Source organism: Clostridium sp. OM05-6BH (assembly GCF_003481635.1).
Lineage (GTDB): Bacteria > Bacillota > Clostridia > Lachnospirales > Lachnospiraceae > Butyribacter.
This window is the reverse complement of sequence record NZ_QULH01000009.1, coordinates 65,918-91,316: the sequence shown is the minus strand read 5'-3', so window position 1 is coordinate 91,316 and position 25,399 is coordinate 65,918. Positions and strand designations below refer to the sequence as shown.

Sequence of the window (25,399 nt, the reverse complement as noted above, 5' to 3'; positions counted from 1 at the left end):
TCCATCCTCCCCGCTTTTTGAAATGTTGCTCTAACTCCAATACCACGCACTTCCTGTACACTTCATTAATACACGACGCGGTAATTTATCATATACAAGACCCAGACGATATCCGATCAATCTGCATCCGCACTGTACGCAGAAATAAAAAGCATCCCATACATGTCCACCCTTTAACAACGTTTTCACGATCTTCGCTGCATATCCTGCGCCCTCTTTTTCCGAAGACACCTTCGCAAACACCTCCGCATACTGCTTATGAGATACGCCAAGATCAAAGTTTCTGGCGAACTGCTGCCTGCACGTGTAATCATGAGAATGCACCACTTTTGCCTCTGCGCAATATGCAACACGATATCCTTCCTGCATCATCATATATGCTATGATCATATCTTCATTAAAAATCGTTGGCTGCACAAATCCGCCAACCTGCTCATAATACGCCTTACGATACAGGGCACATACATCAGAGCAAAAATATGTCTTTACACCGAGTTCTTTCTTGTCATCCTCACTCTTAATACGGCTCTGTGCAGGATAATTATAGATTCTCGTCATACGTTCCACTCGCCCTGAATTTGGACGGGCAAGCTGTCTCGCATAAGCAACAGCTACCGAAGCATCCTCCATGCAGGCAAGCAGATTCTCTATCAGATGCTCATCTGCCGGAACTGCATCCTGCGTCATCATTAAGACAAACTCTGCAGTAGATTTGTCCATGCCTAACGCACGCGTGCCGCCATGGTCAAACTCAGACTGCATCACGGGTATGATCCGGATACGCTCATCCATAGACTGTACCATTATCTCTGATTCATCCCGAATCGTCTGCATAATAAAAATATGTTCCGGGACAACTGTTTGATGCATTAAACGCTTGATCAGATCACTAAATTCACTTCCCGGTTTATATACGGGTATCACAATATCGATCTTTGTCTGCTCCATCCGCTACTCACCATACCTTTCCATCAAATTGCTCCTGCCTTCTTTTATCTTCCTAAAAGTCTGGCAACTTCCACAACAGCTTCCTGTGCATCTTTAGAGTAACCTTCTGCACCAATCTCATCTGCAAAGCTGCGTGTGATAACGGCTCCACCGATCATAACCTTCACCGGAAGATTCTGCTCACGAACCATATTCACTACTTTCTTCATTTCCATCATCGTCGTTGTCATAAGTGCAGAAAGCCCGATAATATCTGCTTTTTCACGAATAGCTGCCTGTATGATATCCTCCGCCGGGACATCTTTACCCAGATCCACCACACGATATCCATAGTTACGTAACATCAATGCAACCAGATTTTTACCAATATCATGAATGTCATGCTCCACTGTTGCAATGACGATCGTTCCAAGCGGCTCACTAGACCGATTGGCTGCAAGGATCGGCTCTACCACACCAATACCTGTCTCCATCGTCTCTGCGCTCGAAATAAGCTGGGGCAGAAAATATATCTGCTTATCAAAGAGCACTCCGACATGATTGATCGCCGGGATCAAACTCTCGTCAATCACTTTCTGTGCATCTATTCCACCTTGTAAAGCATCCTGCACCAAAGTTTCGATCTTATTTTTACGGCCCTTTACAACCGCCTCAAAGATCTTATCCCCCTCATGTTCCGGTGGAATCAAGTCCTTTGATCCGGATCCACTCTTTTTCGTCGTTGTCTGTACAGAATCGACCTCTCCGGACACAACGGAGATCTTATGCTCGGACACGCGATTGATATAACGCAGATCGGCATCAGGTTTATTCATCAACAGATCAGCCGCAAATACCGCATGCATTAACAAATCCTGAGACGGATTCGCAATCGCCATCGTCAGTCCCTGTCCGATTGCTAATGCCATAAACGAACTGTTCACAAAAAGTCTCTCCGGCAATCCAAAGGAAATATTAGAAAGTCCGCACGCCGTTGCCAGACCAAGCTCATGTTTGCAATATCGGATCGTCTCCAACGTTTCGATCGCAGCATTGCGGTTGGCGCCGATCGTTGCCACCAAGCCATCTACTACAATGTCCTCACCACATAACCCATGGCGTTTTGCCTCTTCATATATCGTATGGATAATCTCCTTTTTCTCATCAAGATTCTCCGGCAAACCTTTTTCTGAAAGTGGAAGCAAAATAAACATCGCACCATATTTCTTGGCGATTGGGATCAGCTTCTCAAACTTCTCCGGCTCCAGCGAGATCGAATTGATCAAGGCACGGCCCGGATAGATACGAAGCGCTGCCTCAACCACATCTACATAACTCGAATCAATGGATAACGGCAGATTACTCACCATCGTAAGCTCATTCACCGCTTTAAGCATCATCTCTTTTTCATCAATGCCATTCATTCCCATATTGACATCCAGGATTGCCGCTCCGTCCTCTTCCTGTGCTTCTGCCATCTCCGTAACAAGGTCAAGCTGTCCGGCACGAAGCTGCTCCTGCAATGCTTTCTTACCTGTCGGGTTAATACGTTCTCCGATCACCATAAACGGTCCGTCCAAGTCGATCGGACGAGTCACACGTTCATTAGACAGGGCACGACGTATCACCTTACCCTGTCTGCTCAGATGGGACACCTCATCCATCCGGCCACTCTGCTGTATTTTCTGAGTGAGCAAACGGATATGCTCTGGCGTTGTACCACAGCAGCCTCCTAAAATATCGGCTCCGGCATCGATCAACGCCATCATTTCTTCCGCAAATTCTGGTGCTTCCATTTCGTAGACGGTCTTTCCATCTACAAGCTGCGGCAGTCCGGCATTCGGCTTCGCAACCAATGGAATGTCCGCATATGCACGCATTTTGCGTACTACATCACACATTTTATCCGGTCCTGTGGAACAGTTCACACCTAACGCATCCACTCCAAGTGTAGTAAGCACAAGAGCTGCCGTCTCCGGATCCGTTCCAAACAAAGTACGTCCATCCTCTGCAAAGGTAAGTGTCACCATGATCGGTAAGTCACAGCATTCTTTCGCTGCAATCACCGCTGCACGACACTCCTGCAGGCTCATCATCGTTTCAACAGCCAAAAAATCCACACCTGCGTCAACTAACGCCTCTGTCTGCTCCTTATAAATGTCTACCAGCTCTTCAAAAGACAAAGGGCCCATCGGTTGTACCTGCTTACCCGTCATAGTCAGATCGCCACATACATACAATGGCTTGTCTGCATCTACAAGTCCGCGTTCCTTCACCTCTGCCACCGCCTGCTTCGAAATTGCTACCAAGCCATGGTTCATCTCCACCAAATTATCTTGCAGACCATACTCTTCTAACTTAATTCGGTTTCCGGAAAAAGTGGGTGCATACACTGCATCAGACCCTGCCGCATAATACTCTATCTGTAATTCTTTCAGCACGCCAGGATTCTCTAATATCCACTCCTCAGGGCATACTCCCGCCGGAAGACCTCTCTCCTGCAAATTGGAACCGGTCGCACCGTCCAATATCATTTTCCCCTGTGCCAAACGTTCACGAAACTGCTCTTTTGTCATGTTGCTGTCAATCTCCATTCTGCTATATTGGTATATTTCCTGCTCCCGGCTCACGTGGCTTCATACCACCTAACACATAGCCCTCCCTGTGTGCCGATAGACAAAATCTTCTCTTTCGATTGTACCACATGGCATCACATACGTAAAGAAGTATTCCTTTACAACCCGTGCTTTTTTTGCTTTTTTGTGCAAAATCCGATATACTATAAGAATCACTGCAAACGGAGGATATCATTATGATTTTACAATGCAGTCATATAGACAAAGCATTTAGCACAGATGTCATTCTTTCTGACATCTCTTTTCATATCAATGAACATGAAAAAGCAGCCATCGTCGGTGCAAATGGTTCCGGCAAATCAACACTGCTTAAGATCATTACAGGACATTTATCCGCAGACAACGGTGAGGTGATCCTGTCCGGCGGCACGACTGTCGGCTACTTGGCACAGAACCAGGAATACGCTTCCGAGCACAGCATCTACGATGAAATGCGTGATGCCAAACCGGAGATCATACAGTTAGAGCAGCAGATGGAAAAACTGTCTGCACGCATGGATATTGAAACCGGCGAAGCTCTAGAGCAAGTCATCAAACAGTATGACAATGCAAGACAACGCTATGAGCGTCTCGACGGATACGCCTACCAAAGCGAGTTGGTGGGTGTCTTGAAAGGTCTTGGCTTCACAGAAGAAGACTTTGAGAAACCGGTCATTTCCCTATCCGGTGGTGAAAAGACTCGTGTTGCTCTCGCCAAGATGCTGTTGCAGGCGCCGGATCTTATCATATTAGACGAGCCTACCAACCATCTGGATATCAATGCCATTGCATGGCTGGAATCCTACCTGACCAATTATCGCGGTGCTGTATTGATCGTAGCCCATGACCGTTATTTTTTGGATAAAATTGTCACAAAAGTTATCGAGCTTCGCCAGACGCACGCTCGTATGTATATGGGCAATTACAGCGAATATGCCGCCAAACGTCAGCAGATCATGGATAGTCTGATGAAACAATATCTCAACCAGCAGGCAGAGATCAAACATCAGGAAGAAGTTATTGCTAAGCTGAAATCCTTTAACCGCGAAAAATCGATCAAGCGCGCCGAGAGCCGCGAAAAGATGTTAGATAAAATAGAGCGCATTGAAAAACCTGTCGATGAAAACACGCAAATGCGCTTATTGTTTACACCAAAGATTCAAAGTGGTAACGACGTATTGACCGTAGAGGGGCTTTCCAAATCCTTTGATGGAACGCCTTTATTTACCGACCTCTCCTTTGAACTGAAGCGTGGAGAACATGTAGCGATCATCGGAGACAACGGAGCAGGTAAGACAACGATCCTCAAAATAATAAATGAATTGCTCCCTGCCGACAGTGGTAAGATCACGCTTGGAACAAACGTGGAGATTGGCTACTACGATCAGGAGCATCAAGTTCTGCACCCGGATAAAACATTGTTTGAAGAGATCAGTGATGCGTATCCTCATATGAACAATACGCAGATCCGTAACACACTGGCCGCCTTTCTATTTACGGAAGACGATGTATTCAAGCAGATCAAGAGTCTGAGCGGTGGAGAACGCGGTCGCGTATCCTTGGCAAAACTCATGTTGTCCGATGCTAATCTTCTCATTCTCGATGAGCCGACAAACCATTTAGATATGGATTCTAAGGAAATATTAGAAAATGCGATCCGACATTTTGAGGGAACTGTATTGTATGTTTCCCATGATCGTTACTTTATTAATACAACCGCAACCCGAATCTTAAATCTTACAGGCGGACATGTTTTGAACTATGTCGGAAACTACGACTATTATCTGGATAAAAAAGAAGATGTGGAGCGTGCTTACTATGCGGCCCAGCCAAACCACAACGCATCAGCGATAGCTTCCACCGATGCTGCCGGGCCATCTCCTTCCACTGAAATGTCCACAGCAGACGGTACTGCTCCTCAAGCGGAAAATAATACGCCTAACGCAGCCACGTCTTCCAATGCACTATCCTGGCAGGAACAAAAGGAAGAACAGGCACGACTGCGCAAAATACAAAAAGAATTAAATCGCGTTGAATCAGAGATTGAACGCTTAGAAGCAGAAAACACCGCATTAGATGAGGCAATTGCTGATCCTGCTAATGCAACCAATTCTGCAAAACTGCAGGAGCTCTCCATCCAACGTGGTGAAAACGATGCAAAATTAGAAGAACTCCTAGAACATTGGGAAGAACTTTCGGAATAACTGTGTGCTATTCTGCAGTCATGCGCTCCATCCGCCGGCGTGCCTGATCATAGACTTCCTGCGGCGAAACGCCAAGAAAGAACTGTCCATCTTCATACATAATACGCCCTGCGATCATCGTCAATTTTACGTTTTGTTTACTGCCACTATATACGATGTTCTTCGCAACATTATTCATAGGCTGCATATTCGGCTGTGTCATATCTAAGATGATCATATCCGCCTGCCTGCCTTCTGCAAGCACGTCACAGTCCTGCAGCCCCATGGCTTCTGCGCCTCCTACCGTTGCCATCTCTAACACATCCAATGCATCCAATGCTGATGCGTCCCCTAATACTACTTTTTGCAACGCTGTCGTCAAAAACATCTCTCGAAACATATCCAAACAATTGTTGCTTGCCGGTCCATCCGTACCAATTGCAAGACCAATCCCCATATCTTTCATCCTCTGGATCGGTGCAATGCCACTCGCAAGCTTTAGATTCGATGCCGGATTCGTGACAACCCACACCTGCTTGTCTTTGCAGATCTGCAAGTCTTCATCCGTCATATGCACACAATGAAAACCGCCACCACCATACTCAAACATTCCCAGCTTATCAAGAAACTTTGTAGGCGTCATGCCATAGCGTTCCACACATTCTGCCACTTCCTTTGCCGTTTCCGAATTGTGTGTATAGACCGGTGCATGATATTTCTGCCCTAAAGCCGCCATCCTTTCCAAAATTTCACGGCTAGTCGTGTATTCCGCATGAAATCCAAACCGATAAGATACCAATGGATCACACGCATTGTATTTGAGAAACTGCTGCTCCATTTCCTCAACCGTACCAACAAAGTTATTGATGCTGCCACACAAAACCGTTCGAAATCCGGTATCCATGGAAGCTTTCACAATAGCATCATTCTTCTGATACATATCAAAACATGCCGTAATGCCACTCGTCAGGTACTCCATATAAGCTAAAATTGTAAACCAATAAACATCTTCTTCCGTCAGCTTATCCTCCATCGGGAACACACGATCATACAGCCACTCCTGTAATGGCAGATCATCTGCATAAGAGCGCAAAAATGTCATTGCAGAATGTGTGTGTGCATCCTTAAATCCCGGCATTACAACATTTCCACCTGCATTAATCTGACGATCCCACTGTAAAGATGGTGCGCCATCTTCCGTTCCCAGATATACGATCTTGTCATCCTGTATATGAACTTCCCCACAAAACATTCTTTGCCCCGGCTGCATCGTTAATATATTCGCATTATATATTCGGATTCTCATAATTTTGTCCTCATTCCTGCTATACAGTATGAATGGCAGTAATACATTCTGTCACAAGCTTCTTAAACAACGGTGCCACTCTGTCTGCCGTTTCCTGCACTTCCTGATGTGTCAATGGATTTGCTGTAATGCCACACGCCATATTGGAAATACAAGAAATGCCACAAATTTTCATTCCCATATGATTGGCCGCAACTGCCTCACATGCCGTACTCATCCCCACTGCATCTGCTCCAAGTGTCCTGCACATACGAACTTCTGCCGGAGATTCGTAATTTGGTCCCGTTAATTGTATATATACCCCTTCTTGCAACGGAATATCCTTTAACGCTGCCGTTTTCCGCAATATCTGCTGTAGATCCGCATCATAAATCTGACTCATATCCGGAAAACGAGCACCCAACTCTTCCGCATTCGGTCCGATCAACGGCGATGGCACGAACGAAGAAATCTGATCCTTGATCATCATAAAGTCTCCTGCCTTAAAACAAGTATTGATACCACCGGAAGCATTTGTCAAAAACAACACCTGCGCTCCCATCAGTTTCATAAGACGTATTGGCAGTACAACATCACTGATCGGATAACCTTCATAGTAATGTACGCGCCCCTTCATACATACGACCGGCACTTCATTCACATATCCCAAGATATACTTCCCCTGATGCCCTGCTACCGTCGATACCGGAAAACCTTCCATTTCATGGTAATCGATCTCCGCAACAACTTGAATATCATCTGCATAATCCCCCAAACCGGATCCAAGCACCAATGCGATCTCCGGAACAAAATCAATCTCCCGTGCCTTGCAAATCTTCTGATACTGCTCATAACATTTGTTTAACTTTGCATACACCTCATTCATAAACAGCCTCCGTTCTTATAACAAAGGGAACGCTGCTGTGCGTTCCCCGTATCTTTCTCTGTACTCTTTGTTACTCATTCTGTTTTAAATGTGTACGAACAATCTTTCCAACACGCATTGCATCTGCATATGCTAACAAACGATCCATCTGATTGGAATTACGCTGCAAGAAATTCGAAATGATCAAATGCAGCATGTCCTCCCCAATATCTGCACGAAATCGAATACAATCACAAACACTGCGTTCAATGTCATACACACGAATCTTGCCATACGGTGTCTCATCCACCTGCATATCCTGCTGAAATGCCAAATCAGAATAATAATGTCTGCACACCGGAAAATTAAGCTGCATACGAGAGCGATCCGTCTTCAATGTGGCAACCGACAATCTCTCCGGCTCCACATCGATCAAGCCATGATAATAACATGCGCTATCTGCACAGATCACCGCTCTTGAATTAACTCTGCAAGCCTCGATCATCTTATAATTCTCCGGCTTGCCATTCTCCTCGTCTACAAGCCAATAATGACCATGTGACACACGTTCAATAATCCCCATATTCACCAATTCCTTGATCTGCACCGTCGTGATCTTCGCGTCCTTCAACTCCGATGCATCCCGATAGCCATTGCCACTTTCAAACAAGTCCATCACTTTCTTATACGTATTTAACAACATATCTTCTCCTCCTCTTCCAACCGATAGTCTCCTACCCGTTTCCTGCTCTGTCATAATGCTAACGTGCAAAAAGATTTTGCCTGATAATATTTATTATATCACGTGTTACGAAAATTGCAATATCCTATTATAGAAAAACAACAGAAAAAAAGGGCAAAACTAATGTTTTGCCCTACACTGCCTCAATCTCTTCCCTACACCGCTTTTCCGGTATACAACTGATAATATTTGCCCTTACGCTCCAGCAACTCGTCATGCGTACCGCGCTCAATGATACGCCCCTGCTCTAATACCATAATGCAGTCACTATTGCGTACCGTCGACAAACGATGAGCGATCACAAATGTTGTGCGTCCTTTCATCAGGCGGTCCATACCTTCCTGTACCAATTTCTCAGTACGTGTATCGATCGAACTCGTTGCTTCGTCCAAAATAAGTGCCGGTGGATTGGCAACGGCTGCCCTCGCAATGGCTAACAACTGTCTCTGACCCTGGCTTAAATTCGCACCATCACCGGTGATCATCGTCCGGTAACCATCCGGCAGACGTTTAATAAAGCTGTGTGCATTTGCCAATTTAGCTGCTGCGATCACTTCGTCATCTGTAGCATCCAACTTACCATAGCGAATATTGTCCATTACTGTTCCGGTGAACAAATGCGTATCCTGTAACACAATGCCAAGCGAACGGCGCAGATCCTTTTTGTGGATCTTATTAATGTTGACACCATCAAAACGGATCTTACCATCCTGAATATCATAAAAACGATTGATCAAATTGGTGATCGTCGTTTTACCTGCACCGGTTGCACCAACAAAAGCTATCTTCTGTCCCGGTTTTGCATAGATCTTGATATTATGCAAAATGATCTTCTCATCATTATATCCAAAATCAACATCATCAAATACAACATCACCTTCCAACTTGCGATAAGTTGTTGTTCCATCATCCTGATGATAATGTTTCCAAGCCCACAATCCGGTCTGTTTCTCGCTCTCCTTGATCTGACCATCCTGCTCGGTCACATTCACGAGCTGCACATAACCTTCGTCCACCTCCGGCTCTTGGTCAAGCAGCTTAAAGATACGATCTGCACCCGCCAATGCCATAACGATCGCATTGATCTGCTGACTGATCTGATTGATCGGCTGACTGAAAGATTTATTAAACGTTAGGAAACTGACCAATTTACCAAGCGTAAATCCTGCGAAGCCCTGCAATGCAAGGACACCGCCTGCCATCGCGCAGAATACATAGCTGATATTACCAAGCTGCGCATTGATCGGCATCAGGATATTGGCAAACGTATTTGCATTATTGGCGCTCTCAAACAACTCTTCATTCATTTTGTTGAACTCTTCTAACGAAGCCTGTTCATGACAGAATACTTTAACTACTTTCTGTCCATTCATCATTTCTTCGATCTGCCCATTCACTTTAGCCAGATCACGCTGCTGTGACAGGAAATAACTACCGCTCAGTCCGGCGATCTTCTTCGTCACCACCAAAGTAATACCAATCATGATCATTGTCAATATCGTTAATGGAATACTCAAGACAACCATACACACAAATACACTCACGATCGTTATACCACAGTTGATCGCCTGCGGTATACTCTGGCTGATCATCTGCCGCAGTGTATCAATATCATTCGTATACGTTGACATAATATCACCATGTGCATTCGTATCAAAATATTTTATTGGCAGTGTTTCCATCTTCTCAAACATCTCTACGCGAAGATTTCGAAGCGTTCCCTGTGTCACATTAACCATAATACGGTTATACGCATAGGTCGTAATAACACCAATTCCATAAAAACCGGCCACCTGCAGGATCTTCGCCGCTAACGGTCCAAAATTCGGATGCGCTGTCTTCGTCAATGGTACAATATAATCATCGATCAACGACTGCGTAAACATGGTTCCCTGCACATTGGCAAGTACGCTGATAATAATACAGACAAGCACAAAAAAACAATGAGGTCCATAACTCTTAAAAATATAACAAAACAGCCGCTTAAGCTTTCCCATCGGATCTTCAATCTTTGGCTTCGGTTTTCCTATAGCATTTGGTCTTGGCATCGTCTATCACTCCTTTCCCGGTTCATCAAAATCTGCATTACCCGCTGCCTGTGACTCATAAATCTCCTGATAGATCTGATTTCGCGCTAACAATTCCTCATGTGCACCAAAGTCATTGACACGTCCATCCTCCATCACAATAATGCGGTCACAATTTTGTATACTGGATATACGCTGTGCAATAATAAGCTTCGTCGTTCCCGGAATTTCCTCGGCAAAAGCCCGGCGAATCGATGCATCCGTCGCTGTGTCAACTGCACTGGTAGAATCATCCAAGATCAATACCTTTGGCTTTTTGAGCAAAGCTCTGGCAATACATAAACGCTGTTTCTGACCACCGGAAACATTCGTACCGCCCTGCTCGATATATGTATGATAGCCTTTCGGCATCTTCTGAATAAACTCATCCGCACAGGCGAGCTCACAAGCATGTTTACACTCTTCTTCCGTTGCCTCCGGATCACCCCAGCGCAAATTATCTAAAATCGTTCCACTAAAGAGTACATTATTCTGCAATACTACTGCCACTTGATTACGAAGTGCCTCAACGCCATAGTTACGAACATCTACACCGCCTACACGTACGCTTCCCTCTGTCACATCGTACAAACGGCTGACCAGATTCACTAAGCTGGACTTAGCACTACCGGTACCACCAAGAATACCAATCGTCTCTCCGGAAGCAATCTGTAGATTAATATCCTTAAGGACCGGCTCTCCGGATTGTTTCTTATAACTAAAGTCAACATGATCAAATTCAATGCTGCCATCCGAAACGGTAAGCACCGGATTCTCCGGATCCGTAATGTCCGGTCTGTCATTGATCACTTCCGCAACACGCTCTCCACTGGCAATACTCATCGTGATCATAACAAATACCATAGAAAGCATCATGAGGCTCATCAAAATATTCATGCAGTAACCAAGCAGTGCTGACAGATCACCCACCTGCATAGTGCCTCCGACGATCATTTTAGCTCCGATCCAACTGATCAGCAAAATGCAGCCATATACCGTAAGCATCATAACCGGAGCGTTGAGTACGATCAAGCTCTCTGCTTTGACAAACATTTTATATACATTCTCACTCGCCTTGCGGAACTTACTCTGCTCGTATTCCTCACGAGAATATGCCTTTACAACACGAATCGCCGACACATTCTCCTGTACACTCTCATTCAAATCATCATATTTCCGGAAAACCGCGTCGAAATATCCCATCGTCTTACGTACCAGCACAAACAAGAAAATGCCTAAGACAATAACTGCGATCAGATAAATACAGGCAACTTTGGCATTTACATAAAAGGCCATTGCCATCGCACAGATCAAAGACATCGGAGAACGCATGCACATTCTAAGAATCATCTGATACGCATTCTGTAAATTCGTCACATCCGTCGTTAAGCGGGTCACCAGACCTGATGTACTATACTTATCAATATTTGAGAAACTGAACGTCTGAATATTCTCATACATCGCCTTACGCAGATTTTTCGCAAATCCGGTTGATGCTCTGGCTCCATACTTGCCGCCCATCGCTCCGGACCAAAGTCCGCCTACAGCAAGCACGAACATCGCTGCACCAACGATATAAATATGTTTCAGATCACCTTTCATCACACCATCATTAATGATCGATGCCATCAATAATGGAATCAATGTCTCGAAGATAACTTCTAAGATCATAAACACCGGTGTCAGAATCGAATCCCGCTTGTATTCTTTCACCTGCGCTAATAATGTTTTTACCATAGAAACCTCCATTACTAATAAAGATTAGCATATCATAGGACGAATGTTCCCTGACAGCTAATCTATAATTAAGAAATAATATACCAAAGTAATCTGTAAAAATCAAATGAACTTTCTGTGAACAGCAATTTCCTATTCCACGAGAAAAGCCCCTATCAAGCTTTCGCCTGATAAGGACTTTCCCCGCAAGAATATATATGCATCAACTTTAGTCAAGGTTGAACATGTATACATTTTCTTCGTTCTTCTTCTCTTTCTCGATACCAATGATCTCCAAGATGGTCTTACCCACTTTACGATCATTCTGAATGTTAAATTCCAGCTTATTGAACAACATTGTGTTCGCCTTATTCGCATTCTCCTTATCGTAGGTTACGAAGTACTGTCTGCCGTCCACAAGTGTATCATTAAACTGACCCGGACTACCCTGTGGTGCAGTGATCCTCTCATACTCACCATCACCAAGACTTCGATATATCTTTGTTACCGGAAGGCTGATCGCCTCATTCTTATCATTATCTACACCTGTAAATTGCACATGCAATTGCTTGATCGTGACGCCCTTGGTATTACCTTCATGCGGTGTAAAGAATATGATATGCGTGTCACTGTCACCAAACACATCTTTTTTCCTTACCTTATCTACCTTCGGCTTCTTTGGATCATTGTTGCCACTATCATAATCGCCATCGTAATCCGCCGCATACAGCTTCACGGACAGCAATTTCACTTCCGGTCGATTATAGTTGTATGGACACAGCTTAAAGACATCAATATCATCCTGAGACCTTACACCAAGCATCTCTTTCATATCCTTTACTGTCATCTGTAAGATCTGAATTTCTGTTGCGTTCTCAGAATCACCAACACATGCAGTCCAATGAGTATCACACTTCGTCCACTCATTCTTGCTATATCCACCATAAACATCCCATACCGGTGTTGTTGGGTCTAATTCCATCGTACACGTATAAGTAAACTGTACAATGGCATTATTATCCAAATCTTTCAGCCAACTGTTTTGATCATGCACGTTAGAGGAGAACGTATTACCGGATCCACCCGTTGTATTCTCCCACACAGTTACCGGTGCCGGCGTTGTCGTAGGCTTTGGCTCCTCTGTCGGCTCTGCGGAAGGTTCTGCGGAAGCTGCCGGTTTTGCAGAATGAACAACATTGTTCTTCTCCTGTTTCAAATACTCTTTGAACATGAGCGTCTTAACTTCTTTCTCACCAGCCGTTACTTCAAAAGAGTAATTTCTCTCTGCAACTTCTACCTTGTCTTCAACTAACTTCTCTGCATCTCCATTGATCTTAGTAACTTTATCCACCGTTACATACGGTGTACCATAGGAGAACTCATATGCCCCGATCAAGGTATTGATAAACAACTGCATCTCCTGATCTTTGGTCGTATTCTCCAGATCAATTGCATCGTAAAATACATTCGCAACATTATACAAGTAATAGTTATTCGCTGCATCGTTTGGTGACATTGCATAGTACGTATTCAACTTACCTGCTGCTGCACCTCTGCCCTGATTATCACCAAGACAATACCATACATCAGCATCCGGTATCTCAAGATTCAACTGATAATCCTGCGCTCTGGCACCGGTCAGGGACAAGCTCTCACCGATCGTATACGGATAATTACATACCGTACCATTGTTTGCTCTAGAGCCCTTCGTGGTCTTCTGCTGATGATCGTCGGCGTATGTCAATTTCTGACCCTTTACATCCGTCCACTTACCATTCTTGTATGCCAGATAACTGTTCGCTGTCGTACCTTTCAACGTTGCCTGATCATACGTGTATTCTAACTCCGTATAATCTTTGGACGTAAGCTTCTCGCCATCTGCACCTGTAGCAGTATCATTATAGCTTGAAGTCGTCTCATCTTTGGACGTATATCGGCTAAGTCCGCTGGTATCCTTAAGCATCTTGCGGTTCTCACCGTTCGATGTTCCGGCATTGATCAAGTTATCTGTATAGATCACACTCTTGTCATTCTTAGATACCCAGGCTGCAAATGCCACGGCTCCATCCTTGTTGCTTGCTTTCTGCAGATCGGCGCCACAACTAAACAAGAAGATATGATAATCCATATAATCCATCGGATAATAGAAATTATCTCCAGACTGCGAGAATAATGTTCTCGTTGTCTTATCCCCCTTATAGTCGCTTGCATTAACCTCTGCAAAATGCTTGAGATATTCGGATAACGTAATGGTTGTTACGTTGATCTTGTAATCATCCAGTTTTGCATACTTCTTAAAAAGCTCTGCATTGCTGCTTTCCAGATTGACAGCGGTATCTTTCTTATCATCGGAAACGATCTGTAATACCTTAACCTCAGGTATTACTGCCTCCCCATCTTCCTCATCACCTTTGTATAAGGAAATTCCGGATACCTGATAGTAAATGTTTTCATTTGCGGTATTATATACCGTAAATCTCCAAGCGATCGGACCATTTGTCTGCTCTTCCGGAATGGTAAAGGCAACGTTATACTCAGCCGGTTCTTCATTACCTTCATCATCCATTGTACCGGACGAGAATGTCTGTCCGGCAGATACGGTGCTGTTCCAACTGTCCATAACATCTGCGCCGGTCTCATTATCCGAAATAACACCATCGCCATTCTTATCTACCAGCAATCGCACTGCATATTCCTGTTTCTTGGAAGCATAACCGATCTTAAACGTGAATTTCAGTTTATACTTGCCATCGCTGTCCTTTTCGATCGCTGTCTTATTTACGGTACTCTCTGCACCGGTGCTCTCATCCTTTACCTCTGTGGTATCGGAAGGGTTATTATAAATTGGCGGTGTGTCCGTAATCTTCACCTTTGCACTCTTTGGTGCAAAGCTGATCAAATTGCTTGATGTGATCGCGGAAGTGGAGAATACGTTCTTACTGTCTCCAACTGCCTGCAAAAACTTGCGTGTGTTAGATTTCTTGCTTACAATTTTTGCATAAGCACTGTTATTAGAGAAATCCCCCATATGCAATACATCCGGCAATAACATTGCCTTACCGGACTTCACATATTTCTGTAGTGCCTTGGATGAAATGCTAGTCAAGTCATTACCGGACAAGCGATATTTATCGCCATTCTCACCCTTAACCAGATCACCTGTATGCAGGAATATCTCCCCATTATTGGAGCTATCATTATACGCAGGTGCATCATAACTATAATTATACTCGTTATAACCGCCCCACTGATTTTTATCACCGGTATACTTGATCGATGATGCTGTAAAATTCAGCTTACCGGTCGAATCGCCGAAGTAGATCAAGTCATACTTCGAAAGGTCTTCCTTACTGCCGTTTAACTCAGCGGTCGTCATATGCGTAATGTTAAACGAATCATCGTCAAACGAATATTGATCACTCTCCGGGAACAGTAAGTACAAGTAATCCAATGTCATCTTCGAGAAATCACTACATGGCTCTATATCTAAGATCTCAATAGCACCATCTTTACCGTTATTTCCCGAATCAGACTTATCATAGTTCAACAGATAATGAATGATATCCAATGAAGTAACCTTATCTTTATGCTCCTTCTTCTTGTTATAATAATCAAATACCTGTCCCATATATGGATTGTTTGTATCACTGTTAATCGTATTTGCAAGAGAGTTAAGCATCATGTTGGAGTTGTAGAACATCGTATTGTTCAAAACACCAAGGTTGCCCTCAAAGTTCATTGGAGCGGTACCACCCTGCCCCATATTCAAGCCATACTTCTTAATGTAAGCCGGCCACAAATCCTGTATTGGCAGGAATGTATGTGGATGCCAGTAACTTCTCGCATCTCCGGTAAATGGTGTAACCTCACCGGTTGTCTTATCAACTACAGAGGTACCCGTCGCAACACGATTACGAAGGAACATATTATAAAAGTTCTTCTGGTCCATTAACAGATCCATAACACAGAACTTATATATATTATTGTTGTATCCCGTAGCCGTATATCCTGAATTTTTCTTCGGCTTCATTGTCTCCCAGTCAAGACGAGACATGTTAACTGATTTTGCGTCATATCCATCCGCAGCGCTCACCTGATAAAATGTTGTTGGCATAATAACCGGTGCATAATTCAATTTCAGATTACTATCTGTAGAACATCTTTGTGTTCCTTTGTACTGTTCCAATTTGTTCGCCTTATAGAACATTTTCAAAGCAATTTCAAAGGTAATATCATTCTGCTTATCTTTGTACTCGCCATTTCCGTACTTACCAAATGTAGCTCCCTCTGCATTTTTAGATTTCGACGTATCATAATGCAATATACCCTTACTGCCGTCCGGATCCTGCTGCAACGCAGCTTGATAATGTCTGATAGCAGCACCATCCTCATCGCTCTTATGCATATAGATCATATCTGCATAATCCAGCCATTCCGGATGCTCATTTAACTCCCATGGCTCAATCGTCTTAAAGACGATATTATAATTCTCCACCTCATAACGGGAACGTAATCTCAAACTGTAACGAAGAAAATCGTCATAGAAATACATCTTCGTTGTTCCAATATCAATACCATTTTCCCACTGTGTCTGATACTGATAAACCTGACCGGTACGTGACGTATACTCACGATCACCAACTTTGTATTTGGAATTCATCACTGCTGCTGTCGTACCACTGGCAAACTTCACATTTTCGGTCGCTTTATGATTTTTATATCCTGCATCCTGTGAATCTGACATAGAAACCCAAATATACTGTGCTATCTCATCCACATGAGCCTGACGGAATACCGGATGTTCCCCTCCATTGGCAGCCGTCTTAGCCTCGTCAATAACAAAGGTAGGCTTCAGATTACCTTTCAGATGCTGTCCCGGATTTACTTTCTCATAGTAACCATAAACTGTTTTTTCATCTGACGTCAGCTTCCAAGGGACTCTTACCTGAGAGCCATTGTATTCAGCCGCACCGTCTTTACCCGGATAATTCTCCTCCGGGAATGCATAATCGCAAATGATTCCATATCCTTTATTCACATAAAGGCTACCACCAATGTTATTGTGCTGAGATACTTTCTCAATATCGACAGCCTGACAGCCGGTTACGCAATAACTAATATTACCAACACCCTGCCAAGGCACGATCTCAAGATAAACAAAAGGATTCTCTGCAGAACCAAGTTCCCCGGCTCCTATACCCATGGTACGCTTTGCACCGCTCTTCTTCCCTTTGATCTCACTAATGTCGTTGATCACACCACGCATCTGACCAATTTGGGTATCTTCTGCATGCGAATTGTACATATGTACGCCAACATATGCACCCATGGCAACAACCACGCATACTGCTGCAGCTATAGCTGTTTTCTTATTACGCAACAAATTGACCAGACTTGTCTTTGGTCTCCTCTTGCTCATAGTAAGCCCTCCATTCTACCTATCTGCCTTTATACTACATATCCTCCATCTGTCCATTGTCTTTCCATGCGAAAAAACAATATCATATGTCTCTGCTACGCTGTCATATTATGATCACGGATAAGTGATCCATCCATTACGAATTGTAATTCCTTCATTCAACTCGTACTTGCTCTTACCATTTTTCATCTTCATCGTAAGCTGCACATCATTCTTCTTAATAGTCGCCTTAAAGTCCTGCATATATCTGCTAAAAAGGAAATCATCCATAGCAACGCAGGTTGTTGTAAGTGACGCAGCATCCACCGCTGTAGGATCTAGATCCTTGCGTAAATACAGCTTATCATCAACCAAATATACTATCGTCACCTTTGCCGTCTTCGTCGGTGCCGGTGCTGCTGTTGCCACCGGTGCTGCAGTTGCTCCTGCAGATGGTGTCGGTGCCGGGACCTTATCCACATCATATAAGATCAACGCCTTATGTGTGCTGTCATATTTGGCATAATTGGATGAATACGTGATATCACGTATCTGATTGAGTAACATCTGCGATTCCATCTGCAGATTCAACTCACTTTTGGAATGTCCGTAACTTTTTGTTCCTGCCGTCAGAAAAAACATGATCGCAAGCATTACAATAGAAAACATTCCCATTGATATTACAAGTTCTACTAATGTAAAACCATTTTCATCTTTGCGTCGCATCATTCATCCCCCTTCCTATCCCTGCATATGTTTGCCGGTATCTTTTACAAGCTTTACTCCATAGGAAGTAGTACCGCGTCCCTTAAATGAAATTTCTTTATAAAAAGTGCTTCCTGCAGCATCATCTGCCTTTTTACAGCATTTGAATGCTCCGCTCGCCTTATCAAAAGAAATCTTAATTACCAAATCCGATGTATCTTTACTATTCACAGAATCGCTGCCTGATGTCGCTGTAAAATCCACACCGGAACCGGCAATATCTGTTACAACTCCATCCGCCTTATGAGCAATCACATCACTCTGAGAGTTAAGACCTGTGTCTGTACCATCATTGTACATCAATGTCTGTACCCCATCGCTGTCCTTAAATAAATACAAATAGGTTGTTCCCTTCTTGGTCATGTTTTCTACCTGCGTGGTATCCAACCTTCCCAAAAATCTGGATGTCGATTTTGATGCATTTCCAGACTTGATGATCGAATATGCACCTCCGATAATCCCCGCCAGAATCGCCATAATTGCAATCGTGATGATCATTTCCACCATCGTGAAACCTCTCTCATCTCTGCTACCTCTTTGCATCTCCATCACCTCCTATTTTAATTCTTCTTCCAGTTCTCATAGCAAATACCGTTATCTCCGCTGCTATCATCTTTGGCAATAGATGATGCGATTGTCTTGCGGAAATACTTACTAAACATATTGTAAATAATTGTGTCGTTATCAAAAATCTTTTCAAGACGGTCGGAATCCGCTACAACCTTAGTAGCACCGCTAAATTCAATGTCTCCACCAGCAATGATCAATCCCTTGAAGTTTTTCTCCAGCTTAACATTACCGGTTGCAACAATGATTCCACCTTCCTCAGAGCCGTTCCAAGTATAATCGCCCTTCTTCACAACGATAATACTATTCGACGGAAGCTTTGGATTCGATGAACTCTTGCTCTCATAATCAGCAATCTTACCTTCGTCGAGAAGTACTGCAAATAAATTTGTCTTATCCGATGAAGTATTTGTGATACCCTTCTTCGTATATACATCGCTGTAATTATCTGACAAACGATACTGGGTAGACTTTAAGGATAAATCGTAATCGGATGTCAGCGACATCTGCAATGACATATATTCTTTACTTTTTTCTGCTGCATAGCTGCGAACTACTGCACCCTCATTGCCCGGCGACTCATCACCGATCTCGATCTTCTCCTGACCGGATGCACCATCACGATACAATATATTACCGGTCGCACAAAATACTCCGGCACCACCGCTAAACTTGATTCCTGTCGATGACATATACTTTGCATTGACATCCTTAAGGATCGCATAATCCGGACTGCACTTTGCATATGTCTGATAGAAGGAAGTCAGTTTGTCTTCTTTCACATTCAAATAGAAATAAGTCAAGGCGTCTGCCTTCACATCCGTATCATGACGATAGTAATACACAAGCGGCATAGCCGAATCTATATAATCTCTCACATCAAATTTATTGCCACCAACGAACTCATTGTATCCCTCTACATCAAATTCATATTCATCTGTAGATCCCTCTATCGGTGTAAATACAATGCCATTTGGAAATGTCGGGCCGGAAGATCCAACCTTTTTCCAATAGTCGCTCGGTACATAATAGGCAACCTGACTACTCTTTACAGTCAATGCCTCTCCTGTACGTATATCCTTGCTTCCTGCATAAGATGGACCTGCACCGTCAAGACTCTCATTTTTATTTCCCTTCTTAGAAATAAATGTCTTACCGGATAAGATCAGCTTTGATAAACTTTGTATATCTAATGTAACATTTTTTCCATTGATCACCATCGCAGAACTAAACTGTGCATTATCGGATGTTTTACCAATATTCGCTGCACTATAATCCTTGTTGTAGTTGTAACCACAATAAGAATTCTTAAAAGTGACATTGTCATTATTTCCCCAAATCTCCAAATCATCCGAAACATTTGTTTCTGCATTAATCCTTAATACATTACCGGCTGTTCCTGTGGAAGAGGCCTTGGTCTGAATATTTTCAACCCAGACATGTGCATCCAAGCCGTTCAAACCGTTAATTCTCATATAAGATCTGCCTCGAACCAAAATATCTCCGCGAGATATAATGTTCTCAGCATTTATGTTCAATGTTGCCCCATTATCTACGACAAATCCTGCCTCCGGATCCGCTTCTACATTTGGTTCCGGACTGGCTCCCGGAAGATCTCTGCGAACCGTTCCGGAATAAACGTCACCATCAATCGTTGCCGCACTGGAGCCACCATTGATCTTTACTTTGTTATCTGCGATCAACGCATAATTCAAATACTCAGAATGTGTACCGGCCTTCATCTCCGGCAGGTTCACACGAATATCTGTCGTGATCGTTGTCTGATAGTCGCCCTCTGTCTTTATAACCGTCAAATCCTTCAGTAATAAGCTATTGTCGCCACTGTCATACTCCATATCACCTTTACCATTAACATGACTCTTATATCCATCTACAAAATTACCGCCACTGTATTTGGACTGTGCCTCTGTCAAGAAGCCTCTGATGACGGAATCATGATATTTCATATTCGTCACGCCTGTGGTAATATCACAGTCTCCTTCGGACAAAGCGCTAATTACTGCATTAAAATATTTTGAAGAATACTTTCCGGTCAATGAATCTGTTGAACCGGAACGCACAGCACCATACGCTGCATATACGCTTTCATATGCATCTCTGGCTGCCGTATCTGATACATTCTCCACACCCGCTTTGATCGCATCTACGATGGAGTCTGCATTATAAAAATTGGTCTGAGATTTCTTCTGTGCCTGTTTCAGCTTAATATTGGTTACTGTCATTGAAATAACCGCTACTGCCAACAGGGAAATGAACGTCGCTGCTATGATGGTCATAACTAACGATGATCCTCTCTCATCCTTTCTGAACTTATTCATACGCTCTCCATCCTTTCCCTTCTATTTACTGAACCTTATTGCCATCTACTGAGGCCAATTTATCTGACTCATCAAATGGATAAGACCCTCCCTTATCCTTGTAAACCGATACTGTAATGTCGACCAGTCGGTTACTATCCTCTGTCGTGATCAACGTATAATTACCCGAACCATCTTTTTGCATCACCGTAGACACATTACCACTTGAGGCAATTTCATCATGACCACTTGCACATAAGTTTGTGTAAGCTTTTGTGACTGTACCTGTCAGATTCGTATCTGTTGATACTTTCATCGAATATGTCATATCACGGACGATAATGTCCGGATCGCTGTGATCTCCCGGCGTCGCCAATGAATTTGCTACACTATTCTCTGCCACAAGGTACAGTTTCATATTAGCCACACCTAATGTTGATGCAAGCGTTGATCCCTTAATCTCTACCTCATCGTTTTTCGTATCCGGCTTGTAGAATATAAAAATATTCTCAAACTTATCCGCATCGATCGACTGCTTTGCGATATCTACTTTGTAAGGATCCGGATGTGCCGTAAGAATTGCATCCGGATATTCATCCGAAGCATCCTTCACATAGCTATACTCATATGTAACTGTCGCAATGATCTTACCGGTCGATGCACCCGGCTTAATACCTACAACGATCTTACGTTTCAAATGATTTCCGATCGTCGTTGTATTGACTTTCGTTGTATCCTTCACAATCGTATTCTTATTATCCTTACAATATGTAGAGTACAAACCACCGTAATATAACTTAGCATCGGACAGATACTGTGCTGTCTCTGTTGAGATCAAGTCTTTGTTGGAATCCATCGATGGAATGATCGCCTTACTATACGATAGGTTGCGATCATACAGACCATTTGAACCATTATAAACATTATTCACTGACTTCTTTGGGGTGACATGTGCAACCACATTATAACTACTGCCATTAACAGTATAGTTCTTGTACATATCATATGCCGCCGGCGCCGATGGCAATGGAGATGCTACTGTCCAGCTTGCCTTTGGTGCCGCAGATGGGTCTGCCACCTTATCGTTATCGAGACTAAATGAAGCGTTCTTTAACTCCTCGACAGCATCCTGTGCTGCAACAACAGCGTTCTGCTGCTGCTTGGTCCTTGCACTGTGCCGCATAGACTCTGAGAAATACGCCAATAACGGGATCGAAATAGTAGCAAGTACGACCGTCGTTATTACAATCTCGATCAACGTAAAACCCTTATTCTCTTTCCATAATTTTTTGATCATACTAATTTCTCCCCTACCGTCTCACTATTACTCCAATACGCCCGGATTCGTCATCCGAACCCGAGCGTAACCTATTTACTGAAAAATATTGTCTTTGCGAAGTGGTACACCGGATAATGTCAGATCCTTATACTCTTTCGCCTGTCCTCCAACTGAGAACATCTGCACGGTCATTGTACACTGTAATGCCTTAGATCCTTCATCGGATGAAATATTAACATTCGAAACATTCATTCGCTCTGAATAGTTGTTGATAAAGTTCAACACGCTCTTCAACGATTTATAATCCGTAGCAAATGTAATGCCTACATCCGAACGGTAACCGGTATAATTACCGGTGTCGGTTGACTGCGCATTCTGTGCATTGTCTGCAGCAGCAGTCTCATTCGTTACTGCGTTAGCCGTATTATTCGTACTATTCTGTGCATTATTACCACTAGCTGTCGAATTGCCACCATTCGCATCTTTCGACTGAGCATCGCTGTCTGCATTCTGTGCAACAACTTGCTCTAATGCTGCGCCATCCTGGAAGAAGATCTGATTCATTGTAAAGTTCTCCGTTGTGATCGTAAGACCCTTCACTTTCTTCTCTAACTGGTCAAAGCGATTGATCGCATCCTGCGTACGAAGCTCTGACGGATATGCAAGAAGCACCTGCTCGGTACGGGCATTCTTCTTCTCCGTATCAGCCTCTACCTGTGCTTTCTTGGATACTTTTGCACGAAGCTGTGACACTTCCATCGCCAACTGATCATTCTCTGTCGCTACTGTCTCGCGCTGCTCATTAAACTTCTGATAACCTAAGAACCATGCCAACGCTAAAATCACCAGTGCACCAAGGATCATCAATACTTTCTTATCTTTATCTGCTAATGTCGTCTTCGTCTTTGTGTTCTGTGTAGCCATTCTGTGTCACCTCCTATTACTGTGCCGTCTGTGTTGTATCTGTTGTCGTTGTATCTGCTTCATCCAGTGAAACATCCTTCTCTTCTTTCGTTGGTAACTGTGTATAATCTGCTGTTACCGAGAATGTGTATTTACCTACTTTTCCGTCATTATCTTCACCAGTAATAGAAGCAACATTCACATTCGTCAATAGATCAATTCCTTCAAATTCCACCAACATTTTCGCAACTGAAATTTTTGTTTTTGTTGTGATCGTCAGTGTCACTTTATCTTCTGTCGACTGTAATGTAGATACCTGCATCTGCTTTGGCAGCTTCTTCTGTAACTGCTCGATCAATGCTACCAAATTTTGATTCTTCGTCGATGTCGCCACATGCAGCGCAGCCGCATCTTCAAACTTCTTAGTCGCCTGTTCGTTCTCCGTATATACCTGATTAATGCTCTGCAGTGACTGCTTCTCCATCTTGAGATTCTCGTTCTCCTTGTTCGCACCAACAAGTCGGAACCATCCAACTGCAACGAGCGCAACTGCAACAACCACACTGCCTGCCAAGATGATCTTGACCGTTCTCATGCTTGCCGCACGACCCTGCTTGTTTTTCAGTTCCTTTAAGGAAAATCCAACCGGCTCAATCGCTGCACCAATCGCTGCGATATACTCCGTCTGATCCTGCAAGCTTCTTGCGAATCCTCTAGAGAATGTAATGTTTGTTAATTTCTCCAGCTTACGAACCGGAAGGTCCATCTCACGCTCAAACAAAGTATCCAAACCGCGGATCTTAACACCCATACCTGTGATATAAATATAACCGAGCTGGCAGTCCGGATAACGAGAGCCAAAATAATCAACCACTCGAATAACACTTAATAAGATACCGCCTACCGCATCGGTAACTGCTTTTCTTGCCTCACGGCTTTGGCCGGAGCGTTTCCACTGATCCTCGGAAATTCTTGTTCCTCGTACTGTCTCGTCCTCATAATCCAATGTGGAATACACAACATTTTCACGACAGAGCATTTCCATTGCATCCGTCTCATCGCGGCACTCCAATGCCGGATGTGCTAACATCGTCTCTATAATTGTATTCGTACCATATGGAATCGTTCTCTGCATGATCTGTTGATTCTCTTTCAATACACTCACCATAGTATTTAAGGAACCGATCTGCACACACACGCTATATCCGGAGCCAATATGTTTCTGCAGCACCTGCATGGAACCGTTTCCATAATAGTCAATGGATTCCACGCGAACGCCCATCAGATCTGCCAGACTATAATAATTCTGGATCAAAGAATCCGGCGCAGCAAGAAGCAACAGCTTCAAGCTCTTTTTATCCTTTTCCTTAACGGTCTCTAACACGTTGTAAGCCAATGTGTACTCATCCATGTTGACCGGGAAGTAATCCTGCGCTGTCGCATTGATCAGATTGTCTAAGTTCTTCTCCGGAACGTACGGAACAGTTACCTCACGACTCGCAATCTTGCTAGATGCGATAGAGAACACAACCTCTTTTTCTTTGACACCATTGTCTTTCATCTGTTCACGAAGAAGTTGTGCCATACGATCCTTATCCTTGACATAACCATCTTCCATAACACCATCCGGTGTGTCAAAGGAAAAGGCATTGTACACATGAGGGTTCTTCTTCAGGAAATCAATGACAACTGCCTTGGTTACCTGTTGTCCTATCTCAATACTCAATACTTTCTTTGCCATCTATCTTGTTCCTCCCTGTCTTTTTCATC

The 25,399-nt window shown here is 43.6% G+C and carries 15 protein-coding genes; 1 reads left to right on the top strand and 14 read right to left on the bottom strand.

Annotated features, from left to right (window positions below; all coding sequences use genetic code 11):
• Positions 1-30: 30 nt before the first annotated feature.
• Together DXB73_RS09235 and DXB73_RS09230 are read right to left on the bottom strand one after the other, a co-directional pair.
• Positions 31-948 (bottom strand): glycosyltransferase, encoded by a 918-nt coding sequence (locus tag DXB73_RS09235; RefSeq protein ID WP_118690911.1) that lies wholly within the window; start codon positions 946-948, stop codon positions 31-33.
• Between the two features lie 44 nt (positions 949-992).
• On the bottom strand, positions 993-3,557 hold the full coding sequence (locus tag DXB73_RS09230; protein ID WP_347559531.1) for a homocysteine S-methyltransferase family protein: 2,565 nt from the start codon (positions 3,555-3,557) through the stop codon (positions 993-995).
• Between the two features lie 182 nt (positions 3,558-3,739).
• Between DXB73_RS09230 and DXB73_RS09225 the strand changes: the two genes are divergently transcribed.
• Positions 3,740-5,746, top strand: coding sequence for an ABC-F family ATP-binding cassette domain-containing protein (locus DXB73_RS09225; RefSeq protein ID WP_118690910.1), 2,007 nt, complete (start codon positions 3,740-3,742; stop codon positions 5,744-5,746).
• 7 nt (positions 5,747-5,753) lie between these two features.
• Here the strand turns inward: DXB73_RS09225 and DXB73_RS09220 are convergent, their stop codons facing one another.
• The 12 genes from DXB73_RS09220 to pilM all read right to left on the bottom strand — a co-directional run bounded on the left by DXB73_RS09220 (position 5,754) and on the right by pilM (position 25,370).
• Positions 5,754-7,031, bottom strand: a complete 1,278-nt coding sequence (locus tag DXB73_RS09220; protein WP_182448284.1) for an amidohydrolase — start codon at positions 7,029-7,031, stop codon at positions 5,754-5,756.
• A gap of 19 nt (positions 7,032-7,050) precedes the next feature.
• Positions 7,051-7,896: a purine-nucleoside phosphorylase gene (locus tag DXB73_RS09215; RefSeq protein ID WP_182448285.1), complete on the bottom strand. Its 846-nt coding sequence runs from the start codon at positions 7,894-7,896 to the stop codon at positions 7,051-7,053.
• 70 nt (positions 7,897-7,966) lie between these two features.
• Entirely contained in the window at positions 7,967-8,578 is a 612-nt protein-coding gene (locus DXB73_RS09210; protein ID WP_022026096.1) for a type IV toxin-antitoxin system AbiEi family antitoxin domain-containing protein, read from the bottom strand.
• Positions 8,579-8,772: 194 nt separating this feature from the next.
• On the bottom strand, positions 8,773-10,665 hold the full coding sequence (locus DXB73_RS09205; protein ID WP_118690908.1) for an ABC transporter ATP-binding protein: 1,893 nt from the start codon (positions 10,663-10,665) through the stop codon (positions 8,773-8,775).
• A gap of 6 nt (positions 10,666-10,671) precedes the next feature.
• The gene (locus DXB73_RS09200) at positions 10,672-12,420 is read right to left on the bottom strand and encodes an ABC transporter ATP-binding protein (RefSeq protein ID WP_118690907.1); all 1,749 of its coding nucleotides are present in this window, start codon (positions 12,418-12,420) and stop codon (positions 10,672-10,674) included.
• A 208-nt stretch (positions 12,421-12,628) separates the two neighbouring features.
• Entirely contained in the window at positions 12,629-17,818 is a 5,190-nt protein-coding gene (locus tag DXB73_RS09195; RefSeq protein ID WP_118690906.1) for a DUF5057 domain-containing protein, read from the bottom strand.
• Positions 17,819-17,932: 114 nt separating this feature from the next.
• A complete protein-coding gene (locus tag DXB73_RS09190) occupies positions 17,933-18,526 on the bottom strand; it encodes a type II secretion system protein (protein ID WP_118506804.1) in 594 nt (197 codons plus the stop codon).
• Positions 18,527-18,538: 12 nt separating this feature from the next.
• Positions 18,539-19,105, bottom strand: coding sequence for a prepilin-type N-terminal cleavage/methylation domain-containing protein (locus DXB73_RS09185; protein ID WP_182448286.1), 567 nt, complete (start codon positions 19,103-19,105; stop codon positions 18,539-18,541).
• 17 nt (positions 19,106-19,122) lie between these two features.
• A complete protein-coding gene (locus DXB73_RS09180; RefSeq protein ID WP_118690904.1) occupies positions 19,123-21,468 on the bottom strand; it encodes a hypothetical protein in 2,346 nt (781 codons plus the stop codon).
• 25 nt (positions 21,469-21,493) lie between these two features.
• Complete coding sequence (locus tag DXB73_RS09175; protein WP_118690903.1) at positions 21,494-22,744, bottom strand: type II secretion system protein; 1,251 nt, start codon at positions 22,742-22,744, stop codon at positions 21,494-21,496.
• Positions 22,745-22,819: 75 nt separating this feature from the next.
• Positions 22,820-23,650 (bottom strand): hypothetical protein, encoded by an 831-nt coding sequence (locus tag DXB73_RS09170; RefSeq protein ID WP_118690902.1) that lies wholly within the window; start codon positions 23,648-23,650, stop codon positions 22,820-22,822.
• Between the two features lie 16 nt (positions 23,651-23,666).
• Positions 23,667-25,370, bottom strand: coding sequence for a pilus assembly protein PilM (gene pilM, locus DXB73_RS09165; RefSeq protein ID WP_118690901.1), 1,704 nt, complete (start codon positions 25,368-25,370; stop codon positions 23,667-23,669).
• Positions 25,371-25,399: the final 29 nt, after the last annotated feature.